Raw genomic sequence first — 22,333 nt, 5'->3', positions numbered from 1 at the left:
AACAACTTCTCCTACTTGAAAAACTCTGTGACATAGTTTAAATCTGTTACCGTTCTTTCAATACATCTGTACAATAATGTTAGTGATTCTCACTAAGCACGTGCTAATATGAAGGATAGAATAGCAATATATCTTGATGATTGGTTTTGCTATGTCGTTTTGTCTTTGTACCTTGTCTGACAAGGTTTCTAGGAGCGCTGCCGGATATGACTTCCGCCCCACTCAAAGCCCCAATTAACTGGACCGCTAGCATTACCTTAATTGGTTTACCAATTCTTGCTGCAATCATAATCCCGATTTATGCGTATTATTATGATTTTAGTGTAAGCGCATGGGTAAGCTTATTTTTTCTTTTAGCTCTAAGTAGTATGGGGATTACTGCTGGTTATCACCGCCTGTGGGCTCACCGAGCTTATGAAGCGTCGTTACCACTTAAAATTCTTTTAATGATTGGTGGAACATTTGCCGTGCAAAATAGTATTTTGTTCTGGGCATCTGGTCACCGTACACACCATCGACATGTTGATCATGTTGATGAAGATCCATATTCAATTAAGCGTGGTTTTTGGTATGCCCATATGGGTTGGATGATCCGCGATCATTCACCATCTGAGCCAGATTTTAAAAACGCGCCAGACTTATTAAACGATAGACTGGTGATGTTTCAACATAAGTACTATGGTTTACTCGTAGTTGCAGTTCATGTTGGAATTTTAGGCTTAATTGGTTGGGCAACTGGTGATTTGTGGGGTGTAGTCCTCATAGGTGGCCTATTGCGATTAATCATTAGCCATCAAGTCACTTTCTTCATTAACTCGCTTTGCCACATGTGGGGTAACCGTCCTTATACAGACGAAAACACTGCACGTGATAATTTCTGGTTAGCGATTGCTACTTGGGGCGAGGGTTACCACAACTATCACCATATCTTCCAGTACGACTATCGTAATGGCGTGAAATGGTGGCAATATGACCCAACTAAATGGTTGATCTGGTCATGTTCGAAACTTGGTTTAGCTAAAAATTTACGTCGTATTCCAAGCTTTAATATTAAAAAAGCAGAATTAGCGATGAAGTTCAAATACGCTGAACAAGACCTTGCTATTTATGGTCATGATGTAAATGCTGACATTAGTCAAATGAAGCAACGTATTGCACAAGAATACGAAGCATTTACCCATACTTTAAATGATTGGGCAAAACTTAAAGAACAAGAGTTACAAGTGAAAAAAGCAGCAATGGCTGAAAAGATTCATAGAATGGATCACAAGCTTAAAGTTGATTTCCAATTGCTTGAACACCGTTTAAGTCATCATCGTGAGTGTTTAGAAACTTTAATGCGTAACATTAAAAAGAACACTAACGTAGTATCAGACTAGAATAAGTTCTTATCTAAAATAGCTCTTTCGGGAGCTATTTTTATGCCCGCTTTTTAACTATGGTATAGTTAAATCCGCTCTCTCTATTTTGCCAAGCCCATGCAATTTAATCCGCTCTATCCTTCACTTCCGTCTAAATTATTCCATGTTCAGCAGCCATCGCCTTTACGTGGTGCAAAAGCGGGCCATTTCAATACCGCTTTGGCAGATGAACTACAATGGTCAGAAGACGAAAAAAATGCATGGGTTGAAATCTGTAGCGGACAGCGCACTTTCTCTGAGTTCCCTTCTCTGGCTATGGTCTATGCTGGCCACCAATTTGGACAATGGGCTGGTCAACTTGGCGATGGCCGCGGCTTACTCATCGCTCAGATACTAAATACAAAAGGTCAAACTATAGACTTACACCTTAAAGGTGCAGGTCCGACGCCCTATTCAAGAATGGGAGATGGCCGCGCAGTGTTGCGTTCTGTCGTTCGTGAATATTTAGCTGGGCATGCTTTAAATGCTTTAGGAGTGGCTTCTAGTCACGCAGTAGGATTTACAAGCTCAGCTCAAGGCGTACAGCGTGAAAAACTAGAACCAGGAGCAATGCTACTCAGAACGTCTGAATGTCATATCCGTTTAGGGCATTTTGAGTGGATTAATCAATACGCTCCAGAGTTGCTGCCAGAATTTACTCAAAAATGTATTGAATGGCACTATCCAGAATGCCAAGAAGTAGAACAACCAATTTTAGCATTTGCCAAAGCAGTTATTAGAAATACGGCAATCATGATCGCAAAATGGCAATTGGTGGGATTTGCTCATGGCGTAATGAATACCGATAACTTAAATATTACAGGTTCAACTTTAGATTTTGGTCCATATGGCTTTATGGAGCGCTTCCGCCCGAACTGGATTAATAACCACTCAGATTATCAAGGCCGTTATACTTACCAAAACCAACCAAGTATAGGCCATTGGAATTTATGGACTTGGTTAAACAACTTAATTCCACTCGCTGAGCCTGAACAAAAGGATCTGTTCAAAGAGGAATTAGCAGCCTGCTTAGAACAATTTGAACCAACTTTCATGGAACATTACACAACTGGCTTATGTAAAAAAATGGGACTTCCCCATTTCCATAAAGACAGCCTTGATTGTAGTTTTGCCTTTTTAAGAATATTACAAACTGAACAACTCGACTACACTCAGAGCTTTCTTCGACTTCAAAATAAAGAATATAAAACTCTACGAGATGATTGCCTTGATATTCGACAGTTTGATGAGTTTCTTAACCAATATCAAAGCATTCGTGAACATCAAGATACAGATGAGCTTGATGTAAATATGCGACAAGCTAATCCAGTCTATATTTTACGTAACCATATGGCTCAACGTGCTATTGATGCGGCAGAACGAGATGATTTTAGCGAAGTAGATCGTTTATTCAAGCTACTTAACCAGCCCTATACCAGACAGCAAGATTTAGAAAAACCAGAAGATCTCGGCCCTTTACCAAGTGACGTACCAGATGTAGCGGTAAGCTGCTCTTCTTAATCCTTTAAGAACTAAGACTCTCTTAATAGGCTCTCTTAAGCTGCTTTAATGGTAGTTTAAGAGAGTTTCTTAAACACCAAAGAATAATATATGAAAATTAAACCTATCATTATTTGTACGCTTCTGATGATTCCATTGGGAATCGCTTTTTATAATTATGAAAAATATTTACCGACTTTTACATCATCCCATAAAGCTCTTTCAACCGAAGAAATATTAGAACTAATCAAGACCAAGCCCATCACCTCAATTGAAGTATTTAAAAATCAACGCCTACTTCTACTTAAAAATAATAACGAGGTGATTCGTCGTTATCCTATTCGTCTAGGCTTTAACCCTGAAGGACATAAGCACTTTGAAAATGATGGTAAAACACCTGAAGGGGTTTACTCTATAGACTGGCGAAACTCACAAAGTGCTTATTATAAATCTTTGCATATTTCCTATCCCGATGCGAAAGATATTGCTTATGCCAAGCAACATAATCAACCAACTGGTGGAGATATCATGATTCATGGATCAGTTCCAAAATCATTTTTATCTATGCCTTTTAGCTCGACTTATATGCCACATAAGGATTGGACACTAGGATGTATCGCCGTTAGAAATGTAGATATAGACGAGATTTGGCAATTAGTACCGAATCAGACAAAGATTATAATTTATCCATAAAATCTTTAAAACTATCCACATTTTCTGTGGATAACATTGTGGTTATCCACAGAATAACTTTTGTGAGTGCTTATTCTTCTGGGTATTCGAAGCGGTAACCTACGCCGTAAACTGCTTGAATCCACTCATGGCGGTTACCAGTTTCAGCCGCTTCACTAATTTTTCGACGCAAGTTTTTGATATGACTGTCAATTACACGATCGGCAACGTCAAAACTATCTGGATTAATATGATCCAATAATTGTGCACGCGAATAGACTTGTCCAACATGCTCTAAAAATAGCTCAAGTAAACGAAATTCGGTTGGGGTTAAGCTCAACGATTTTTGTTGATACCAAATTCTTTGCTGTGCTTTATCAATTCGGAAAGAGTCATTTTGTTCGGGCTCTGCCTTACGTTCTAAACGGCGTAAAACGGCCTGTACGCGAGCAACCAACTCTTTTGGGCTAAACGGTTTACATACATAGTCATCAGCGCCCATATTCAGCCCCAAGACGCGGTCGATTTCTTCGGTACGGGCAGTCACCATAATAATCGGTAAATCTGACTGTTCACGAACCTTACGGCAAATGGTCAAACCATCCATTCGTGGAACCATTAAGTCCAGAACCATTAAATTAGGTTTACGTTGCTGGAAACTCGCATAGGCATCTTGACCATCATGAAACATACTTACTTCAAAACCGGCAGCTTCAAGATAATCACGCACCAAATGCGCTAATTCGACTTCATCTTCAACCAACATCACATGTTTCATGAGATATTTTTCCTTTTATATTTAACTCTGCTTTTTAAAAGTGAGTACACAACGTAAACCACCTAATGGTGAATGTTTAAAACTGAGTGTACCACCAAGCGCTTGCGCAATTTTACAAGACAAAGCCAAGCCTAGCCCTGTTCCACCTGTACTACGCGTACGCGAATCATCGACGCGATAGAATCGTTCACCTAAACGAGATAACTGCTCATCATTTAAACCAAATGGACTGTCATCAACATACAAAGTCCACTCCTGTGGAGTTTGTGCTGTATGAATATGAATTTTGCCACCTGTTTCTGTGTAACGAATACTATTACTAATTAAATTAACAATAATCTGTTTAAACCGATCACGGTCTAATAATAGCGGAGAACTTGTTCCTTCAACTTGAATTTCGAGACCAGCTTGCTCAAGTTTCGGTTTAAAATTTTCAACCTCTTGTAATACAACTTCCCACGGATTTACAGAACTCAAATAACACTTGAGTTGTTGTGCATCTGCCTGTGCCAAGTCTGCAAGGTCTTGTGTTAATTTTTTCAGACTTGAAACCTGACGCATCATCGCCTCCAGATGTTCAGGCGTTGCTTTTCGAATACCGTCTTGCATCGCTTCAATTTGTGCTTGCAATACAGCCAATGGCGTTTTTAATTCATGGGAAGTATCCGCCACCCATTGACGACGTGATTCTTCATGCCGATGTAAAATCTCTGCCAAATGGTTCAATTGGGTGGATAAATCACCTAATTCGTCATTTCGCTTAATAACAACTTGATGCTGATAATTTCCTTTCGTTAATTCATTTGTCGCATTTAATAAACGCTGAATCGGTTTCTTAAAATAAGTCGCCATCAATAGCGCTGCAACTAAACTTGAAAGCAAGGTTAAAGCATAAATTAAGAGTAAATAACGCTTTTGATTACTAAAGAAATTAATACTCAAAGCATCTTCTTTATCTAAAACAGGTTTTAAGCCCAAATATCCCACGACTTGATTGTTTAAGATAATCGGGCGAAACGACATCTGATCTGAAGAAGGCGGTTCACCCACCACAAACTGGTGATTTGCATCATATAAAGATAAGCGAGAACTTAAACCTAAACGGTCAGGCAAAGCAATAAATCGCTTCTTACCATTTTGAGTTTCAATATCTTTTAAGCTGCCCTTCTTTGACTTATTTTTATCATCACTTGGCCGAAACTGATTTGCACTTAATGGGAAACGCAACCCTTCAAATGGTTGATATTGAGAAGGTAAATTTTGCTCAAGTGTTTTTAACTCTTCATCACTAAAAATAGTATTTTTATTTGTCGGCGTAACTTGAGGTGAAATATTGATGAGGGCATGTTCATCGAAAGAATGCTGTTGTATCGCAATATCATATTGGCGACGAAGCCACCACTGCGAGAGACGATCATAATCATCTGGAGCTGCGGTCCCTTCAATTTGTAAAATTTGTGCCTGAATCGCATTCCCCCAATCATGGTACACCGTATAGACATCGCCAAGATTGGTAATGAGGCGGTCGAGCTTTTGCATTTCAACGTCGGCTACATATTTGGCGAAGTTCTTTTGCATTGTCCAGTGCAAAACGCTCAAGCTTGCAGTCGCAATAAGCAATGTGGTGAGCAAGACTGTTAAAAATAACCGTAATGCAATGGGAACACGTAGAACGTTCAAAAGCACTCTCTCATTTTTACGCTATATTTCGCATTGTAACCAACAACGAAAAGAAAAACTCTCCATTGTTTCTACATCTTTATTATCTAATCTTTAAGCCATCTTAAAACACAGCATTAAAGGGCTTTAAATATGAAAATGACGGCAAAAATTGCATTATTCAGTGCGGCAATTGTAACTATGGGAAGTTTAGCGGCTTGTCAATCAACGACTCAGCCACAAAAACCAGAACATCGCATGATGCAAGATGGCCCACGTGAGGGTCACCATCGTATGAAGCACCGCGAATTCACACCTGAACAAAAAGCAGCATGGGAACAACACCGTTCAGAACGTAAAGCTCGCTTTGAACAAATCCAAAAAGCATGTGATGGCAAGGCCAATGGACAGAATATAAATGTGCAAGTTGGCGATAAAACAATTGAAGGTACCTGTAACCTTCGTTTTGAACCAAAACGTCCTCAACCACCAGTTAACGCCTCGGCTCCAACATCAGCTCAAGCAAAATAATTCTAAAAATCATAAAACAAAAGGCGCCGATTGGCGCCTTTTGTTTATACATAACTATTTACGATTTTGACTATTTGTATCATATAAACATAACCAAAAGTGTTTACACTCAAAGCACTTAGCTAGTTTAAGCATTTTTTTCTTGACTTTGCAGTCACAAAGTAAAGGTCCTGAGGTGCTTGTGCAGTTATGCAAGTTGTTGCACGATGTAATAGTCCAAGGTGCCTGATGGCACATTATCATAGATTAAGATTATAACTCTGGTTTCACCAGTATTGAGGAACCCGATATGCCACAATACAAAGCGCCCTTACGTGATATGCAATTCGTTTTGCATGAATTATTAAATGCTGAAGAACACTATGCAAAATTACCTGATTTCCAAGGTAACGTAAGCCGTGAATTGGTTGATCAATATTTAGAAGCTGCGGCAGACTTTTGTGAAAATGAACTTTCTCCTTTAAACCAAGTTGGCGACCGCGAAGGTTGTACTTGGAATGATGGTGTAGTTACCACTCCAACAGGCTTTAAAGAAGCTTATCAAAAATATATTGAACTTGGCTTTCCGTCTTTATCAGCAGAAGAACAATACGGTGGTCAGGCTTTACCTAACTCTCTAGGTATTGCAATTTCTGAAATGGTTGGTACAGCAAACTGGTCTTGGGGTATGTACCCTGGCTTGTCTCATGGTGCTGTACGTACATTAGAACATCATGGTTCTGATGAACAGAAAGATATTTATTTACCAAACCTTGTTTCAGGTGTCTGGACAGGTACGATGTGCTTAACTGAATCTCATGCAGGTTCGGACTTAGGTATTATCCGCTCTAAAGCAGAACCAAATGCTGACGGTAGCTATGCAATTTCTGGCGAGAAAATCTTTATCTCTGCTGGTGAACACGACATGGCTGAGAACATCATTCATATCGTTCTTGCACGTTTACCAGGTGCGCCAAAAGGCACTAAAGGTATCTCATTATTCATCGTTCCTAAATTCCATGTAAATGCAGATGGAACTGTGGGCGAGCGTAATGCGGTACGTTGTGGTTCTATCGAACACAAAATGGGTATTCATGGTAACGCGACTTGTGTCATCAACTTTGACCAAGCAAAAGGTTATTTGATTGGACCTGAAAACCGTGGTTTGAATTGTATGTTCACCTTCATGAACACAGCACGTATTGGTACTGCTGTTCAAGGTTTAGCAGCATCTGAATCATCTTTCCAAGGTGCGTTAACTTACGCGAAAGAACGTTTAGCAATGCGTTCACTTTCTGGTCCGAAAGCTCCAGAAAAAGATGCAGATCCAATTATCGTTCACCCTGCTGTACGTAATATGCTTTTAACTCAAAAAGCGTTTGCTGAAGGCGGTCGTGCACTTGTTTACTTACTTGCTCAATACGCTGACATCGTTGAAAAAGGCGAAACAGAAGAAGAGCGTAAGTTTGCTGACAACATCTTGTCTTTATTGACTCCAATTGCAAAAGCATTCTTAACTGAAACTGGTTCTGAGTCTGCTAAGCACGGTGTTCAAGTCTTCGGTGGTCATGGTTTCATTTCTGAGCATGGCATGGAACAAATCGTACGTGATACACGTATTGCTTGTTTGTATGAAGGTACAACTGAAATTCAGGCACTTGATTTGTTAGGTCGTAAAGTATTGCAAACTCAAGGTGCAATGCTGAAAGACTTTACCAAAATGGTTCACAAATTTGTTGAAGCAAACAAAGACAACGCTGCCATGAAAGAATTTGTTGAGCCGCTTGCAGCACTTAACAAAGAATGGGGCGATCTCACCATGCAAATTGGTATGCGTGCAATGCAAAACCCAGATGAAGTAGGTGCTGCTGCTGTAGATTACCTCTACTTCTCAGGTTATATCACTTTAGCGTACCTATGGGCTCGTATGGCACTTGTTGCACAAGAGAAATTAGCAGAAGGTAATAGTGAAGTTGATTTCTACAATGCAAAAGTAACAACTGCTCGATTCTACTTCAAAAAAATCTTGCCACGTGTTCGCTCACATGTCGATGTGATTGCGGGTGGTCTCGATCCATTAATGTCATTAGATGCTGAACATTTCGCTTTCTAACCATAGTTAGTTGCGATATGCAATGTTAAAAAACGAAAAAGGACTGCTCAGTTTTGACGGTCCTTTTTTTATAAAATCAATGATAAATTTACACTTTAAATTCCATATCCATTTCGTTTTACAGGATATCTAGCACAGGCCAATGTGCACAAAAAAGGTGAACGATTATGCCAATTTACAATGCTCCTTTAGCTGATATGAAATTCATCTTAAATGATGTATTCAAAGCAGAACAATTTTGGCAGTCTAATGAGAAACTCGCTCATGTAGATGCTGCAACTGCTGAAGCAATTTTAGAAGAAATGGCTAAATTTGCTCAGAACGTGACTCATCCATTAAACCGTACCGGTGATGAAGAAGGCGCTCGCTATGAAAACGGCGAAGTGTTCACACCAGCTGGTTTTAAAGATGCATTCCGTCAATATGCAGAAGGCGGTTGGATTGGCTTAGGTGCCGACGAAGAATGGGGCGGTCAAGGCATGCCAAAAATGCTCACCGTTCTTTCTGATGAAATGTTATTTGCAACTAACCCATCATTTATGCTCTACCCGCTTCTTTCTGTGGGTGCAGGCATGGCTTTAAGCAGCTATGCATCTCAAGAACAAAAAGAAACTTACTTACCTAAGATTTATTCAGGTGAATGGTCAGGCACCATGTGTTTGACAGAGCCACATGCAGGTACTGACTTAGGTATTATCAAAACTAAAGCAGAACCTAATGAAGATGGTACTTATAACATTACAGGTACTAAAATCTTCATCACTGGTGGTGATAACGATTTAGCAGAAAACATCATTCACTTGGTACTTGCTAAAACGCCTGATGCCCCTGCTGGCTCACGTGGCATCTCGCTCTTTATCGTACCTAAGTATCTTGTAAATGAAGATGGTTCATTAGGTGAACGCAACTTAGTTGGACCAGGTTCTATCGAGCATAAAATGGGGATCAAAGCATCTGCAACTTGTGTGATGAACTTTGATGCAGCAAAAGGTTACCTGGTTGGTAAAGAAAACGAAGGTCTTGCTGCCATGTTTGTCATGATGAACTACGAACGTTTATCAATGGGTATTCAAGGTTTAGGCGCATCTGAGTTTGCATATCAAAATGCAGCACAATATGCGACTGACCGCTTACAAGGCCGTAGTGCAGCAGGTGTTCAATCACCAAACAAACCAGCAGATAGCATTTTGGTACATGGTGACGTACGTCGTATGTTGTTAAACGTACGCGCAAACAATGAAGCATCTCGTGCTTTTGCAGTGTATGTAGGTCAACAGCTCGATATCACTAAATTCTCAACTGATGCAGAAGCTGTAAAAAAAGCCAATAATCGCGTTGCACTTTTAACGCCGATTGCTAAAGCTTACCTCACAGATACAGCGTTCCAAGCAACTTTAGATGCTCAAATGGTATTTGGTGGTCATGGCTATATCCGTGAATGGGGTATGGAACAATGTATCCGTGATCTCCGTATTGCTCAAATTTACGAAGGAACGAACGGCGTTCAATCTCAAGATTTAATTGGTCGTAAAACCATTAAATGTGGCGGCGTGTTCATTGCTGAATACATCACTGAAATTCGTGACTTTGCAAACGACTTAGACACAGACTTAAACTTCATTAAAGATGCAACTTTAGATGCTGCAACTGAAATTGAAGCTATTACTCAGTTCATTATTGAACAAGCTGCTGAAAACGTAGATTTCCCAAATGCTGCGGCAGTTGATTATTTACATGCAGTTGGCCTACTCAGCTTTGCGTTTATGTTTGCGAAAATTGCAGGGGCAGCAAAAGATAAGTCTGGTGATTTCTATCAAAACAAACTTGCTTTAGCTCAATATTTTGTTGAACGTATCTTGCCAGATATTGATGCGCGTATTGCTAAAATCAAAGCAGGTTCTGACTTAGTTATGGGCTTTAGTGAAGACTACTTCACAAACCAAGCTTAATTAATTATTGAATAAAAAATGCCTGAGAAATTAGGCATTTTTTTTAATTCAACAAAAGCTCAAAAAATCTTATCTTTTTAATTTCTCTACTAAAAAATCAGCAGTAATATTTACACTGGGTAATAATCCTCGTCTTGTTAACATGAGCAAACTGGTCGTTACATTACCTGCAGACCAATCTGGTAAAACATGAATTAGACTTCCATTCGATAGTTCATTCACACAAAATGTTTCGGGTAAAAGCGTAATACCAATTCCTCGCTTCGCAGCACCTTTCAAAACTTCTGCTTCATTTGCCACAAAGCGAATATTTGGTCGTACAATCTCTTTTTCTCCAGACATATGCTTGAAGGACCAAGGATTCATTTGCAGATCAGACCATAATCCTTGATGGTCCACTAAATCTTGTGGTGAATTAATTGAGGCTGTGTTCATTAAATAAGTAGGTGCAGCAACAGCAATAATCTTGTCATTTGTCAGCACACGTTGAATTAACCCAGAATCTGGTAATGATTGAAAATGACTACGGATCACAATATCAAAGTTTTCACTCATGACATCTACGTAGCGATCAGTTACCTCTATTTGTAATAATAATTTAGGATAACGTTCTGCAAGCTCAGGTAAACAATCAGATAAAAGAAACTGAGCAATTGGCACCGAAGCACTCAATCTGACCACACCACTAGGCTCTTGTTGCTGCATTAATAAATTTTCTTCAGCATAGCGAAATTCATCGACCGCATTTTTAGCATGCTGATAAAAAAGCTTTCCAGCTTCACTTAGTACAAAACTACGTGAACTACGATGGATTAAGGTTAAACCTAGCTTATTTTCTAATATCGCCACACGCTTACTAATCGTGGATTTAGGTAAATTGAGTTGTTTAGCTGCAGCAGAAAATCCTTGATGCTCTACAGCCACAACAAAGAGAAAAACGTCATTCAAATTTTGTCTAAGTAGCATTCTTCAATGTCCATATATGTAGACAATAAGTTTCATAATACCTGACTACTAGAAACTTTTCTGCCGACTTAAGATGATTCTACACACCACACAAGAGTAATCATCATGTCAACTTTCACTTTATTTTATGGTATCCCTTCTGGTTGTTCATTTGGCTCTATTGTTGCATTGGAATGGTCTGGTTTACCCTATCAACTATGTAGAATCGAGATGCCAGTACAATGCAATACCGAGGCATACCGCCGAATTAATCCTGTAGGTGAAACACCAGCCCTGCTCTACGACAATGGTAAAGTCTTAACGGAAAGCATGGCGATCTTGAGTTATCTCATGGCAAAAAGCTCAAACACTACTTTTCACTATCAACAAGGAACAGAAAAATTTAATCAGTTCAATCAGAAGCTAGCTTTCTTAAATACCACGTTATTCAACGCATTTAGCCCCTTATGGTATAGCCTTGAGCATTCTTCATCGGAAGAAGCCACTCACGCATTACGTGAATATGGAGCAACACAAGTCAAAAAAGCATTTACTGCTTTAGAGCATAGCTTGACAGAGCAAACATGGTTAATGGGCGATCAATTGTCTTTCGTTGATGGCTACTACGCGGGTATAGCACGCTGGTTGAAATATCATGATGTAATTGATATTAATCATTTCCCGAACTGCCAGCGTCTTTATCAGCAACTACAAGATCAAGCAGCTGTAAAATTTGCACATGCTATCGAACAAGAACAGGCTATTGAGAGTACTGGTAACTTTTTAGGTCATATTTCACTTGAAGATATTCTCCAACAACATACAAACTTAAGATAACTTTTTGTTGGCTATCATGCTCCAAATATAGAGCAAAGAGGCTTTAGTGAAGATTAATTTATAACTCAATTTCAGTTAAATAATGAATAAAAAATGCCTGAACTTTCAGGCATTTTTTTATTTATAAAGATTATTTTCTAAGGCGCTAAAAGTAACTTTCCTGTGGTTTTTCTTGATTCTAAATCCTGGTGGGCAAGCGAAGCCTGATCAAGGGCATAAACCTTATTTACATTTACCTTTAAAATATTTTCTTCTATTAATTTAAAGACCTCATGCGCTCTCTTTTGTAGTTCTTCTCTAGTAGCAGTATAGGTAGCTAATGTCGGTCTCGTTAAATAAATTGATCCTTGTTTTGATAAAGCGATTGGATCAATAGGTGGAACTTTACCACTTGATTGACCAAACAAAACCAACAGCCCTAATGGCTTAACAACAGAAAGACTTCCTTCATAAGTCACGAGTCCAATAGAGTCATAAACGACATCTACACCTTGGCCTTGCGTAACTTCTCTACAAACTTCCACAAAATTTTGATTACTCGTATCAATTACAAAGGCGGCTCCAGCAAATTGAGCTAGAACTACTTTTTCATTTGAAGATACAGTTGTTATAACGGTTGCACCCTGTTTTTTTAATAATTGAACGAGCAATGCACCTACGCCACCCGCTCCTGCATGAACCAACGCAACTGTTTCAGAGTTAACCTTATAAGTCGAATAAGCTAAATAATGGGCAGTTAGTCCCTGCATTAAACTAGAAACCGCAATCTCATCACTAATACCCTCTGGAATATGAATTAATTTATCTACGGGAATACTCACATATTCAGCATAAGCCCCATTTGAAGCAAGCCAAGCAACTCTATCGCCTACTTTAAATTCTGAACTTAAAGATTCAACAACAATACCTGCCCCTTCTTGTCCTAAAATATAAGGTAAAGATGGCAAAGGATTTACACCTTTACGTTGATAAATATCTGAAAAGTTGATTCCAGCTCTTGAAACTTTTACTAAAACTTCCCCATTTTTTATTTGTGGTTTTTCTATTTCTTCATAAATAAGTTCATCAGGATTTCCATAACGATATAGCTTTACCGCTTTCATTTTTTATCCTTTCATACTTAGTAAAATTTAATTTATTTTTACCATATTAATGAACACAAAGCTTATTCCTCTACTTTTTTCTTTTTATTAAATAAAGATAAACTTTTTAAGCGAACTATTTCCATTGGCATGGAATTTGTTTTAATTTCTAATCATTCTGAAGCAAATAAAAGATCCCATTATGCCTGATCCTAAAAAATACGAGCGGATTTTAGACCGTTTCGGTCACTATGCCGTAGAAGCATTCCACTATTTAGCCTTATTTATTATTGGCTGTATGGTAGCTTGGTCCGCAGCTAATACTGTTTTTGAAATTTTGACCATCAAAAAGTATGCTTCAATTGATGATATTTTATTGTTATTTATATATTTAGAACTTGGGGCAATGGTTGGCATTTACTTTAAAACCAATCATATGCCAGTACGTTTCCTTATTTATGTTGCGATTACAGCTTTAACCCGCCTACTCATTTCAGATATTCAACACGACCATAAAGCGGATATGGACCAAGTCATTATTACAGGATCGATTCTTATTTTAGCGCTTTCGATCTTAGTCGTTCGTTTTGCATCTTGGAATTATCCTTCTGTGATGAAAGAAAAACATGCAAAAACACCAACAACCTTAAAGCCCCCTCAACCGCAAGATGACGAATTAGCATAAAAAAATGGCCTCAACATTGAGGCCATTTATATATTCTTTATTTCAAAATTAACGAACACGATAAATTTGATGTTTTGAGTCTACAAGTAAATATTGGTTAGGCGTTTTAACCCAATGATATCCACGTGGTGGCTCATATAAGCGATGCGATCGCCAGTCTGAAACATAGTAGCGGTTATTGCGGTATTGAGTAGGAATACGTTCACCACGCTTGAATGCAACATAACGACCATAGTGCTTTCCACGATCCGCATTTGACCACTGTGGAGCTCGATGATCATTACGGTAATCATGGCGACGGTCATCGCGATCACGATGTTCATATCGGTCATGGTCTCTACCATGATTATTATCCCAACGATGATTTGTATCGGCCATCGCGGTAGCTGATATACCCAACATTAATGTCGAAAGTACAAGAACGATTGGCTTTTTCATGGCCCATTTCCTTTTTATCCTGATATGAAGCTAGATTAAAAGACAGTCAAGGAGAAACCATGAATAAAACAGATGAGATTGCTAAGGTTTGTAATGACTATAAAGAAAATATGAAGAATCTGTATCTATGCTAACATTAGCTTTTTTCTAGCTAGGTCAATTGCTGTGTCTGAAATCAGTTTTGAACGTCTTCATCAATTTTTTTGCAAAGTTCCAACCGTACAAGAAGCCCGTATCATGGCTCATGGAGCAGATGGCGAACATGCTTGGTGGTTTAAGTTCAGTATTGATGTAGAACACCCACTTGCATGGCAAACAGTTCAAGAATTAGGGCATGTTTTAAACTACCTATCAACAAATGAACGCCTACCGACCTTATTCTTTCCTGTTTCTCCACCGCCTTATATGAACGGTGAAGCAAAAGATTTTTTATCGTGGATTATTCAATGTAATCATCCGGAGTTTTCTCCAGATGTGGTCTGTGACTGGCTTGAGGCACGTTTACCAAATCCTGTAGATGATGAGTCACAGTGGAAAATTAAGACTGATTTGAGTGAATTAGAAAAGTTAGATGATAAGACTTTGGATCAATTGATTCCGCCAGCGCCTTAAAATCATATTATTTAGTTTTATCCTTCTTATTGCACAGCCTTTACTTACAGTGATGTTCTAATGTCTTTTGTATAGGCTAATGCCTCACTTTTGAAAGGTCAAAAGTGACAAAAACCATTGTTTCACTGATGTAGCTTCCCTGCCACACAGTGAAACGGCGACATCCATGTCGCCAATCATCTTGCCAATTTTGTACAAAATCACGGCAACGAATAAGCTTCAAGCTTACGATGAAACTAAGTAAGACTCCGTCGTGAATATAGAGTCTTACCGTTTATATAAAAAATAGAATTAAAAAGTCGACAATCCTGACCATTCCATAAAACGATAAATCCAGTATTTCACTTTTGACTCATCTGCATACTTCGCATAGTCCAAGCTCATCTGTTTACCTTGCAGGTTTGACCATGATGTATTGAAGTAATCTTGAGCATCTTTAAAGACTTGATTTTGAACTTTTCCAATGACCAGCATGTCAGTTTCAAGGTTATAATTTTTTAAATTACGGGCTGTAAAATTAGCCGATCCTACAATCAACTCAGCTTGTTGAGCATTATATTTCAATATCATTTTGCTATGGTTCTGCTCACCATGTGTGTCACACCAACGGATTGGAATGCCCACAGCATGTAGCTCTGAAGCCACCTGACGGTTTGGAATACCATTCTTTTGTCGGCCAAAAGCATCTTTATTTGGATCAAGTAGAACTCGGACAATAACACTTCTTTCTTGAGCACTTTTTAGAGCCTGAATAATCTTACGTTCAGATAAATAGAACATACTCAAATCAAGATGCTCTTTAGGCTTAGCCGAGTTAATCAATTTCAATACAGATTGATAAATTGCCCCTTCAGTTAAGACTTGGACTTGAGGTTTGGTTACGTCTTTTTCAAAATCACCTAAAATGAGCGAGGGTGCACTACTTCCCGACATTCGTGCAACTGCGGCTTCAGATTGTAAAACATCTGCTGCTATGGCTCCCGTTACAACCAACGCAACATTTGAGTGTCTAGAACTACCATCGTGTGGGTTTGCAGAAGTTACGAGTGATTTCCAGCCCGCATCGGTATCGACGACCACGGTTTTACGATGATTTGCCTTAAAGTTAAATAAGTTTAAATAGCTACGCAGTGTAATTTTTTCATCACCGAACGGATTGGGTAACCAACCTTTTTCAGGATTATTTCCAACATTCTGGCAGCAGATGTACCATAAACCTGACCAGAATGGGTTAGACGCACGTAATGGGCCTAAATTGGTTTCAATTACATCAACACCCGCTTGACGTAACTGACGGTAATTTTCAGGTTTTAAGCCCCCATAGACCGAGTTAATCGGGTCAGTAATCATTACAATCTGAATTTGGCGATTTTGTCTTTTTTTACTTACCAATGCATCGGTTAACTCTTGCATAAGTGGTCTTTGCTTTATTTTTGAATCACCAACTTCTGAATTAAACAAGAACATATCCACGACTATGGTGGTTTGCGCCTCATCAATCATTTTCAAGATTTCATTAAAGATATGCTGATCAAGCTGCTGTTGGCCTTTTGCATCAAGATAGGTTTTATCTGCTAAAAATTTAACGTCGGCATGTCTAAGCTTGCCACTAAAGTTGATGCCTTGTGGCAATGGTTTTACTGTGTGGTAAATTGCCGATGCAAGATATGCAATAGCAACAACGCAAAGTAATACCGCCATATAACGACGCCCTGACCAATTTATTTTTTGATGAATTCGCTGAAAAATACGCATAAAAAAGACCTAACTTGATGCTTTCAAATTAGGTCTTTTGGATTGATTTTTCAAGTTTAGTTTCGTGTTAAAGCCTTAAAATTTAAAATCAACACCTACTGTAAAATTGCGCCCAACTTGTGGAATATTTGATAAGAACGATGCATGTTGATAAACCGTGTCGTCTAACAAGTTATTCGCTTTCATATAGACGCGATAATCTGTTTTTACACCATATTGCCCAGAATATGCCACACCAAGATTGAGCATGTTATAGCCTTCAGTTTCAGTCTCGTATGCCGCGATTTTGTCTTGGTTAAAGACATGATAATACTCGGCAGAACCGCTAAAACCATCACCGAAGTCTGCATCGACTTTAGTCCCTAAACGGCCTGCTGGAATGCGTGGTGCATTTCCTTCGGCATCAATTTTACCGCGTACATAATCACCAAAAGCACTGATCTTGTACATTGGGGTAATTTGATAACCGATTTCACCCTCTGCACCATAGAAGCGTGCTTTATCTTGGGTGTATTGAACTAAACGGAAGTCTTTATAGCGGTCAAGGGTTTGCGCATAGATATAATCATCAAACCAGTTATGATAAACATGAAAATGGTAGTCAAGTTTGTCATTGTCATAATGCAAACCTAACTCAACATTATTCGATTTTTCCTTACTGAGTTGATCGTTTCCTAACTCATAAGTATTGGTCGCAAAGTGCCCACCATTTGCATATAACTCTTGAGCTAAAGGTAAACGTTCTTGATGTGAAGCGACAAAAGAAAGTTTATAGTTTGGCGCAAACTCCCAATTTGCAGCACCAGCATAAGAAAATGCAGAACCATCAAAATCTTGTTTAGAGTTATCATCTACGTCAATTTCTTGCTGATCTGCACGTGCAGAAAGCTCAAAATGTACGTCTTTCCATTGTTTATGTTCTAAGGCAAATACGCTCCACTTTTTGGTAGTGGTCGGAGCCATAAAGGCTTCTTCGCCAGTTAAATCTAATTTTTGCTGGCCCAACTGTGCACCAATGACGCCTTCCCAATCAGCAATCGGGTTATGTACTAACTCAATACGTCCGTCATAGCCCTTGTTTTGGAATCGGGTCGCAATTGTCTCTTCTTCAATTTCATCATGTTGATAGTCAGTATAACTTGCCTGAGCACGTAACTTTTGAAAGCCCGCAAAAGGATCATTTAACTCAGTTTTAAAATCATAACGCTCGGATTTTAAGTCAATCCATGGGCCGCCATGTTCATGCTCATTTTCTTCATGTCCATGGTCGTGAGCTTCTTCATCACTATGGCCTTCATGATTATGGTCATGATCGCCACAATCTAAATGCGGTCTTCCTGTTAGATGAGCACTACAACTTTCGTATTCATGGCTATGCCCAGGTAAACCATATTGGTCTCGACGGTTGCTATAAGAAATGCCTGTATAACCACGGTCATAAATCCAAGATAACCCGACGTTAACTGAATCACCCTGAGCAAAAGTATTGTCTACACGACGCTCTTTTTCACCTTCATGAATATAGTTTGGTGCAATGTAGTTATTCGCATCACGTGTTAGCCCCTCAACGCGTAAAGCCACTTGGCTGCCCAAACCGACAGTTACACCAGCGCTCGCTAGTTTTTCATCACTTCCAGTGTTGTAACGTAAGCCAACTTGTCCTTCATAACCGTTTTCAGGCATTTGCGTAGGGATCTTGTTATCAATTACATTGACTAAACCACCGACAGTTCCAGCACCAAATAGCAAAGTAGATGGGCCTCGAATCACTTCAACTTGTTTTGCAAGAACAGGGTCTACAGTTACCGCGTGGTCAGGAGACAAGGTCGAGACATCAATATTTTCTGATGAATTTTGAAGCACCTTAACACGTGGACCATCTTGTCCCCGAATGACTGGACGACTCGAACCAGCCCCAAACTGATTAGCATAAATTCCCACTTCGCTACTGAGTGCGTCCCCAATGGTGGCAGCACCTTGCGATAAATGCTTTTGATCAACGACTGTATCTGCGACAGCAAAATCTTGTGAAGTTTGCTCAAGTGGATGAGCCTTAATTCGAATAGTTTCTAACTTTTCAACATTTTCATTTTCTGCTGCAAACGAAGGAACGGATATGACAGCTAAAATGGATAAGGTCAAAATATTTTTATAGAACAACATGAGGTGATTCTCTAATCGTTACGCGTCTTGTTTTGTTATATTATAACATTTCAATTCTTTTGCAATAAAAAACATTTATTAACCGATGATTCGCTAGACTGTTTGTTTGAATGATGTGAGTAATTTTTGATTTCTAATGCCTTTTACAATCTCTCATGCCGTTATAGCTCCGCCTCTATCCAAGCTTAGCCAAAACACTTTGCCAATTGCCGCTTTAGCAATTGGGAGTATGACACCCGATCTTTACCGCTTATTTACAGTTCATGCCAGCATGCTGACTCACCAATGGAAAGGTCTGGTTTATCCCAACCTTACGTTAGGCCTCGTCTTTTGTGCAATTTGGTATTTTCTTTATCGCCCAGTGATTTACCGTTTTTTTGGTGTGCAACATGATCTTGCGCTCAATTCTTTAAAACGTATTTCTATATTTGTGATTGGAACATTGCTTGCACTAGCGTTAGGCATTGCAACTCATCTGATTTGGGATGGATTAACGCATGCAGACTTCCGAACTTTTGCATTTAAAGATGTATTAGCAACGACTGTTCATCTTTTTGGTCATCCTTATCCATTACATCGTCTTTTACAACTTGGCTCCTCTGCTCTTGCTTTGCCTTTTCTCGCTTGGATGTGTTTGCACTATTACCAACGCTATAAACAACATTGGAAAGTAAGTAGAAAAATTAAAGTTTTTGCGTGGACTCTTTTTATACTATCTACACTCTTAGGTTTATTTTCTTTTTGGGATTATGCCCGCTACATTCCACATGAGGTTTGGCACGCCGACACTTACTATTTCACTGGCCGTTCTATTAATGAGTTTATGCAAGGTTGGCTCAGCACATTTAGTTTAGGTTGCTTACTTTTCCTATTTTTGGATAGACAACAACGATTGGGATAATTTGGAAATCTTGCTGCCAAATTGCTCATTTTTCGCTTAATTTCTGCGGTTTTTTGATCTACTTCTTGTGACAAACCATGCAACAAGGCATAATCGAAAACTTATTTTTTTTGACGGTGCGCGGTTTACGCATCCGTCTTTTCAGCCAATATAGTTTGGATAATCTTCATTATGATGCGAACTCATTACTGTGGCTCTTTAACTGAAGCCCAAATCGACCAAACCGTTACACTATGCGGTTGGGTACATCGTCGCCGTGACCATGGCGGTGTTATTTTCCTTGATATGCGTGACCGTGATGGTCTCGTTCAAGTGGTTATTGACCCAGATACTCCAGAAGCATTTGCAACTGCAGATAAAGCACGTTCTGAATATGTATTAAAAATTACAGGTCGTGTTCGTCGCCGTTATGAAGGTACTGAAAATGCCAACATGGTGAGTGGTCAAATTGAAGTTTTAGGTAAAGACATCGAAGTTCTTGCCGCTTCTGAAACTCCACCATTCCCATTAAATGATGAAAATACCAATATTTCTGAAGAAATTCGTTTGAAATATCGCTTCTTAGATATTCGTCGTCCTGAAATGTTGGATCGTTTACGCTTCCGTTCTAAATTGACCAATCTTATTCGTAATTATTTCGAAGATAATGGTTTCTTGGACGTTGAAACACCTATTTTGACACGTGCAACACCTGAAGGTGCGCGTGACTACTTAGTACCAAGTCGTGTACAAAATGGTAGTTTCTATGCACTTCCACAATCACCACAATTATTCAAACAATTGTTGATGGTGGGTGGTATTGATCGTTACTACCAAATCGCAAAATGTTTCCGCGACGAAGACTTACGTGCTGATCGTCAACCAGAATTTACTCAAATCGACGTTGAAACATCGTTCATGAGTGACGATGACATTATGGACTTAATGGAAGTCCTCACTGTGAAGATGTTCGATGAACTTCTTGGCGTTAAATTCGATAAATTCCAACGCATGACGTATGCAGATGCAATGCGTGACTATGCATCAGACAAACCTGATATGCGTATTCCATTGAAACTCGTCGATGTTGCAGACTTAATGCAAGAAGTAGAGTTCAAAGTATTTGCGGGTCCTGCAAAAGATCCTAAAGGCCGTATTGTTGCTTTACGTGTTCCAGGTGCGGCGTCATTGCCACGTAGTGCAATCGATGAATACACCAAATTCGTTGGCATCTATGGTGCAAAAGGTTTGGCTTATATCAAAGTTAATGAACTTGCTAAAGGAATTGAAGGTCTTCAATCTCCAATCGTGAAATTTATTGAACCGATCGTACTTGAACTGTTGGCACGTGTCGGTGCACAAGATGGTGATATCGTATTCTTTGGTGCAGATAAAGCTAAAGTTGTAAATGATGCAATGGGCGCTCTTCGTGTGAAGATTGGCCATGATTTGAATCTTTCAACTTGTGAGTGGGCTCCACTTTGGGTTGTCGACTTCCCAATGTTTGAAGAAACTGACGATGGCAAATGGACTTCTGTTCACCATCCATTCACGCTACCAAAATCAAGCGTAGAAGAAGTGAAGAGCAATCCAGGCGAAGCACTTTCTGTTGCTTACGACATGGTATTGAACGGTACTGAAGTTGGTGGTGGTTCGCTTCGTATTTATACGTTAGAAATGCAAAAAGCGATTTTTGAAGCGCTTGGTATTTCTGATGAAGAAGCAGAAGAGAAATTCAGCTTCTTGCTAAATGCGCTTCGTTACGGTGCCCCTCCTCATGGTGGTTTAGCATTTGGTCTTGACCGTTTAGTGATGTTAATGACTGGCGCGACTTCAATTCGTGACGTTATTGCGTTCCCTAAAACTAAGACTGCTGAATGTCCGCTTACTCAAGCACCTGCTCCTGTTGAAGCAAATCAGCTTCGTGACTTGGGCATCCGCTTACGTGAAAAGCCAAAAGCTGAAGAATCTAAATAATTTTTAGATTTTCAAATTAAAAAACCCTGCTTATGCAGGGTTTTTTATCAATTAATATCAATAACATAATTCACTTAAGTAAGCTATGCTTTGCGAATAGGCAGGTCAGTGGCATAATATCACCACTTTTTCTCCCTTGGTAATTCATTATGGCAATGCGCTCTGATGTACGTCGACATGCTTTAATCGTAATTGTATTCTCTCTGGCGCAATGGTTTTTCATGCGCTATATCCTTGCAAATGAATTATTTAATATCAATACAAATCAACGTATTCTTTATTTCTGCATAAGCAGCCTAGCAGGTGCATTGCTTATTTTTGTTGCACTGATTTATATGGTTTTAAAAGGCAATGCCGATAAATAAAAAGATATTTCTA

Annotated in this window: 19 protein-coding genes; 12 read left to right on the top strand and 7 right to left on the bottom strand. The window is 39.2% G+C overall.

Going from position 1 to position 22,333, the window contains the following annotated elements; translation table 11 throughout:
* The first annotated feature begins 206 nt into the window (after positions 1 to 206).
* The 3 genes from AC2117_RS02955 to AC2117_RS02945 all read left to right on the top strand — a co-directional run bounded on the left by AC2117_RS02955 (position 207) and on the right by AC2117_RS02945 (position 3,593).
* Entirely contained in the window at positions 207 to 1,379 is a 1,173-nt protein-coding gene (locus tag AC2117_RS02955) for an acyl-CoA desaturase (protein WP_133971809.1), read from the top strand.
* Positions 1,380 to 1,478: 99 nt separating this feature from the next.
* Complete coding sequence (locus AC2117_RS02950; protein ID WP_133971807.1) at positions 1,479 to 2,921, top strand: protein adenylyltransferase SelO; 1,443 nt, start codon at positions 1,479 to 1,481, stop codon at positions 2,919 to 2,921.
* Positions 2,922 to 3,011: 90 nt separating this feature from the next.
* Positions 3,012 to 3,593 carry a L,D-transpeptidase family protein gene (locus AC2117_RS02945; protein ID WP_133971805.1) on the top strand — a complete coding sequence of 194 codons (582 nt, stop codon included), beginning with the start codon at positions 3,012 to 3,014 and terminating at the stop codon, positions 3,591 to 3,593.
* Between the two features lie 70 nt (positions 3,594 to 3,663).
* Here the strand turns inward: AC2117_RS02945 and AC2117_RS02940 are convergent, their stop codons facing one another.
* Together AC2117_RS02940 and baeS are read right to left on the bottom strand one after the other, a co-directional pair.
* Entirely contained in the window at positions 3,664 to 4,350 is a 687-nt protein-coding gene (locus AC2117_RS02940; protein ID WP_003655179.1) for a response regulator, read from the bottom strand.
* 21 nt (positions 4,351 to 4,371) lie between these two features.
* Positions 4,372 to 6,030, bottom strand: coding sequence for a sensor histidine kinase efflux regulator BaeS (gene baeS / locus AC2117_RS02935; protein ID WP_133971803.1), 1,659 nt, complete (start codon positions 6,028 to 6,030; stop codon positions 4,372 to 4,374).
* A 132-nt stretch (positions 6,031 to 6,162) separates the two neighbouring features.
* Between baeS and AC2117_RS02930 the strand changes: the two genes are divergently transcribed.
* The 3 genes from AC2117_RS02930 to AC2117_RS02920 all read left to right on the top strand — a co-directional run bounded on the left by AC2117_RS02930 (position 6,163) and on the right by AC2117_RS02920 (position 10,581).
* A complete protein-coding gene (locus tag AC2117_RS02930; RefSeq protein WP_133971801.1) occupies positions 6,163 to 6,540 on the top strand; it encodes a hypothetical protein in 378 nt (125 codons plus the stop codon).
* A 289-nt stretch (positions 6,541 to 6,829) separates the two neighbouring features.
* Complete coding sequence (locus tag AC2117_RS02925; RefSeq protein ID WP_042897530.1) at positions 6,830 to 8,632, top strand: acyl-CoA dehydrogenase C-terminal domain-containing protein; 1,803 nt, start codon at positions 6,830 to 6,832, stop codon at positions 8,630 to 8,632.
* 167 nt (positions 8,633 to 8,799) lie between these two features.
* Positions 8,800 to 10,581: an acyl-CoA dehydrogenase C-terminal domain-containing protein gene (locus AC2117_RS02920; protein WP_133971799.1), complete on the top strand. Its 1,782-nt coding sequence runs from the start codon at positions 8,800 to 8,802 to the stop codon at positions 10,579 to 10,581.
* A gap of 69 nt (positions 10,582 to 10,650) precedes the next feature.
* On the opposite strand, the gene AC2117_RS02915 is transcribed toward AC2117_RS02920, so the two are convergent.
* A complete protein-coding gene (locus tag AC2117_RS02915) occupies positions 10,651 to 11,529 on the bottom strand; it encodes a LysR substrate-binding domain-containing protein (protein WP_133976149.1) in 879 nt (292 codons plus the stop codon).
* Positions 11,530 to 11,652: 123 nt separating this feature from the next.
* On the opposite strand from AC2117_RS02915, the gene AC2117_RS02910 reads away from it, so the two are divergent.
* Positions 11,653 to 12,363 carry a glutathione S-transferase family protein gene (locus AC2117_RS02910; protein ID WP_133971797.1) on the top strand — a complete coding sequence of 237 codons (711 nt, stop codon included), beginning with the start codon at positions 11,653 to 11,655 and terminating at the stop codon, positions 12,361 to 12,363.
* Between the two features lie 137 nt (positions 12,364 to 12,500).
* Here AC2117_RS02910 and AC2117_RS02905 read toward each other — a convergent pair whose 3' ends face one another.
* Entirely contained in the window at positions 12,501 to 13,466 is a 966-nt protein-coding gene (locus AC2117_RS02905; protein WP_133971795.1) for a quinone oxidoreductase family protein, read from the bottom strand.
* Positions 13,467 to 13,647: 181 nt separating this feature from the next.
* Between AC2117_RS02905 and AC2117_RS02900 the strand changes: the two genes are divergently transcribed.
* A complete protein-coding gene (locus AC2117_RS02900; RefSeq protein WP_133747719.1) occupies positions 13,648 to 14,130 on the top strand; it encodes a phosphate-starvation-inducible protein PsiE in 483 nt (160 codons plus the stop codon).
* A 48-nt stretch (positions 14,131 to 14,178) separates the two neighbouring features.
* Here AC2117_RS02900 and AC2117_RS02895 read toward each other — a convergent pair whose 3' ends face one another.
* Positions 14,179 to 14,568: an RcnB family protein gene (locus tag AC2117_RS02895; RefSeq protein ID WP_133971793.1), complete on the bottom strand. Its 390-nt coding sequence runs from the start codon at positions 14,566 to 14,568 to the stop codon at positions 14,179 to 14,181.
* Between the two features lie 165 nt (positions 14,569 to 14,733).
* Here AC2117_RS02895 and AC2117_RS02890 point away from each other — a divergent pair, with 165 nt between their 5' ends.
* Positions 14,734 to 15,180 carry a hypothetical protein gene (locus tag AC2117_RS02890; RefSeq protein ID WP_133971791.1) on the top strand — a complete coding sequence of 149 codons (447 nt, stop codon included), beginning with the start codon at positions 14,734 to 14,736 and terminating at the stop codon, positions 15,178 to 15,180.
* A gap of 291 nt (positions 15,181 to 15,471) precedes the next feature.
* Here AC2117_RS02890 and AC2117_RS02885 read toward each other — a convergent pair whose 3' ends face one another.
* Together AC2117_RS02885 and znuD are read right to left on the bottom strand one after the other, a co-directional pair.
* On the bottom strand, positions 15,472 to 16,935 hold the full coding sequence (locus AC2117_RS02885; RefSeq protein WP_133971789.1) for a phospholipase D family protein: 1,464 nt from the start codon (positions 16,933 to 16,935) through the stop codon (positions 15,472 to 15,474).
* 75 nt (positions 16,936 to 17,010) lie between these two features.
* The gene (znuD, locus tag AC2117_RS02880) at positions 17,011 to 19,098 is read right to left on the bottom strand and encodes a zinc piracy TonB-dependent receptor ZnuD (protein WP_133971787.1); all 2,088 of its coding nucleotides are present in this window, start codon (positions 19,096 to 19,098) and stop codon (positions 17,011 to 17,013) included.
* A gap of 136 nt (positions 19,099 to 19,234) precedes the next feature.
* Here znuD and AC2117_RS02875 point away from each other — a divergent pair, with 136 nt between their 5' ends.
* From AC2117_RS02875 to AC2117_RS02865, 3 genes are all read left to right on the top strand, one after another.
* A complete protein-coding gene (locus tag AC2117_RS02875; protein ID WP_133971785.1) occupies positions 19,235 to 19,999 on the top strand; it encodes a DUF4184 family protein in 765 nt (254 codons plus the stop codon).
* 171 nt (positions 20,000 to 20,170) lie between these two features.
* Positions 20,171 to 21,955, top strand: a complete 1,785-nt coding sequence (aspS, locus tag AC2117_RS02870; protein ID WP_017392427.1) for an aspartate--tRNA ligase — start codon at positions 20,171 to 20,173, stop codon at positions 21,953 to 21,955.
* A gap of 149 nt (positions 21,956 to 22,104) precedes the next feature.
* Positions 22,105 to 22,320, top strand: coding sequence for a hypothetical protein (locus AC2117_RS02865; RefSeq protein WP_042897543.1), 216 nt, complete (start codon positions 22,105 to 22,107; stop codon positions 22,318 to 22,320).
* Positions 22,321 to 22,333: the final 13 nt, after the last annotated feature.

This window comes from Acinetobacter calcoaceticus (assembly GCF_900520355.1).
Classification (GTDB): Bacteria; Pseudomonadota; Gammaproteobacteria; order Pseudomonadales; family Moraxellaceae; genus Acinetobacter; species Acinetobacter calcoaceticus_C.
This window is presented reverse-complemented; position numbering and strand designations above follow the sequence as displayed.

Bases quoted from the DNA above. Each gene is read 5' to 3' on its own strand.
- AC2117_RS02955 (WP_133971809.1), top strand. From the start codon at position 207: ATGACTTCCGCCCCACTCAAAGCCCCAATTAACTGGACCGCTAGCATT.
- AC2117_RS02950 (WP_133971807.1), top strand. From the start codon at position 1,479: ATGCAATTTAATCCGCTCTATCCTTCACTTCCGTCTAAATTATTCCAT.
- AC2117_RS02945 (WP_133971805.1), top strand. From the start codon at position 3,012: ATGAAAATTAAACCTATCATTATTTGTACGCTTCTGATGATTCCATTG.
- AC2117_RS02940 (WP_003655179.1), bottom strand. From the start codon at position 4,350: ATGAAACATGTGATGTTGGTTGAAGATGAAGTCGAATTAGCGCATTTG.
- AC2117_RS02930 (WP_133971801.1), top strand. From the start codon at position 6,163: ATGAAAATGACGGCAAAAATTGCATTATTCAGTGCGGCAATTGTAACT.
- AC2117_RS02925 (WP_042897530.1), top strand. From the start codon at position 6,830: ATGCCACAATACAAAGCGCCCTTACGTGATATGCAATTCGTTTTGCAT.
- AC2117_RS02920 (WP_133971799.1), top strand. From the start codon at position 8,800: ATGCCAATTTACAATGCTCCTTTAGCTGATATGAAATTCATCTTAAAT.
- AC2117_RS02910 (WP_133971797.1), top strand. From the start codon at position 11,653: ATGTCAACTTTCACTTTATTTTATGGTATCCCTTCTGGTTGTTCATTT.
- AC2117_RS02905 (WP_133971795.1), bottom strand. From the start codon at position 13,466: ATGAAAGCGGTAAAGCTATATCGTTATGGAAATCCTGATGAACTTATT.
- AC2117_RS02900 (WP_133747719.1), top strand. From the start codon at position 13,648: ATGCCTGATCCTAAAAAATACGAGCGGATTTTAGACCGTTTCGGTCAC.
- AC2117_RS02895 (WP_133971793.1), bottom strand. From the start codon at position 14,568: ATGAAAAAGCCAATCGTTCTTGTACTTTCGACATTAATGTTGGGTATA.
- AC2117_RS02885 (WP_133971789.1), bottom strand. From the start codon at position 16,935: ATGCGTATTTTTCAGCGAATTCATCAAAAAATAAATTGGTCAGGGCGT.
- znuD (WP_133971787.1), bottom strand. From the start codon at position 19,098: ATGTTGTTCTATAAAAATATTTTGACCTTATCCATTTTAGCTGTCATA.
- AC2117_RS02875 (WP_133971785.1), top strand. From the start codon at position 19,235: ATGCCTTTTACAATCTCTCATGCCGTTATAGCTCCGCCTCTATCCAAG.
- aspS (WP_017392427.1), top strand. From the start codon at position 20,171: ATGATGCGAACTCATTACTGTGGCTCTTTAACTGAAGCCCAAATCGAC.
- AC2117_RS02865 (WP_042897543.1), top strand. From the start codon at position 22,105: ATGGCAATGCGCTCTGATGTACGTCGACATGCTTTAATCGTAATTGTA.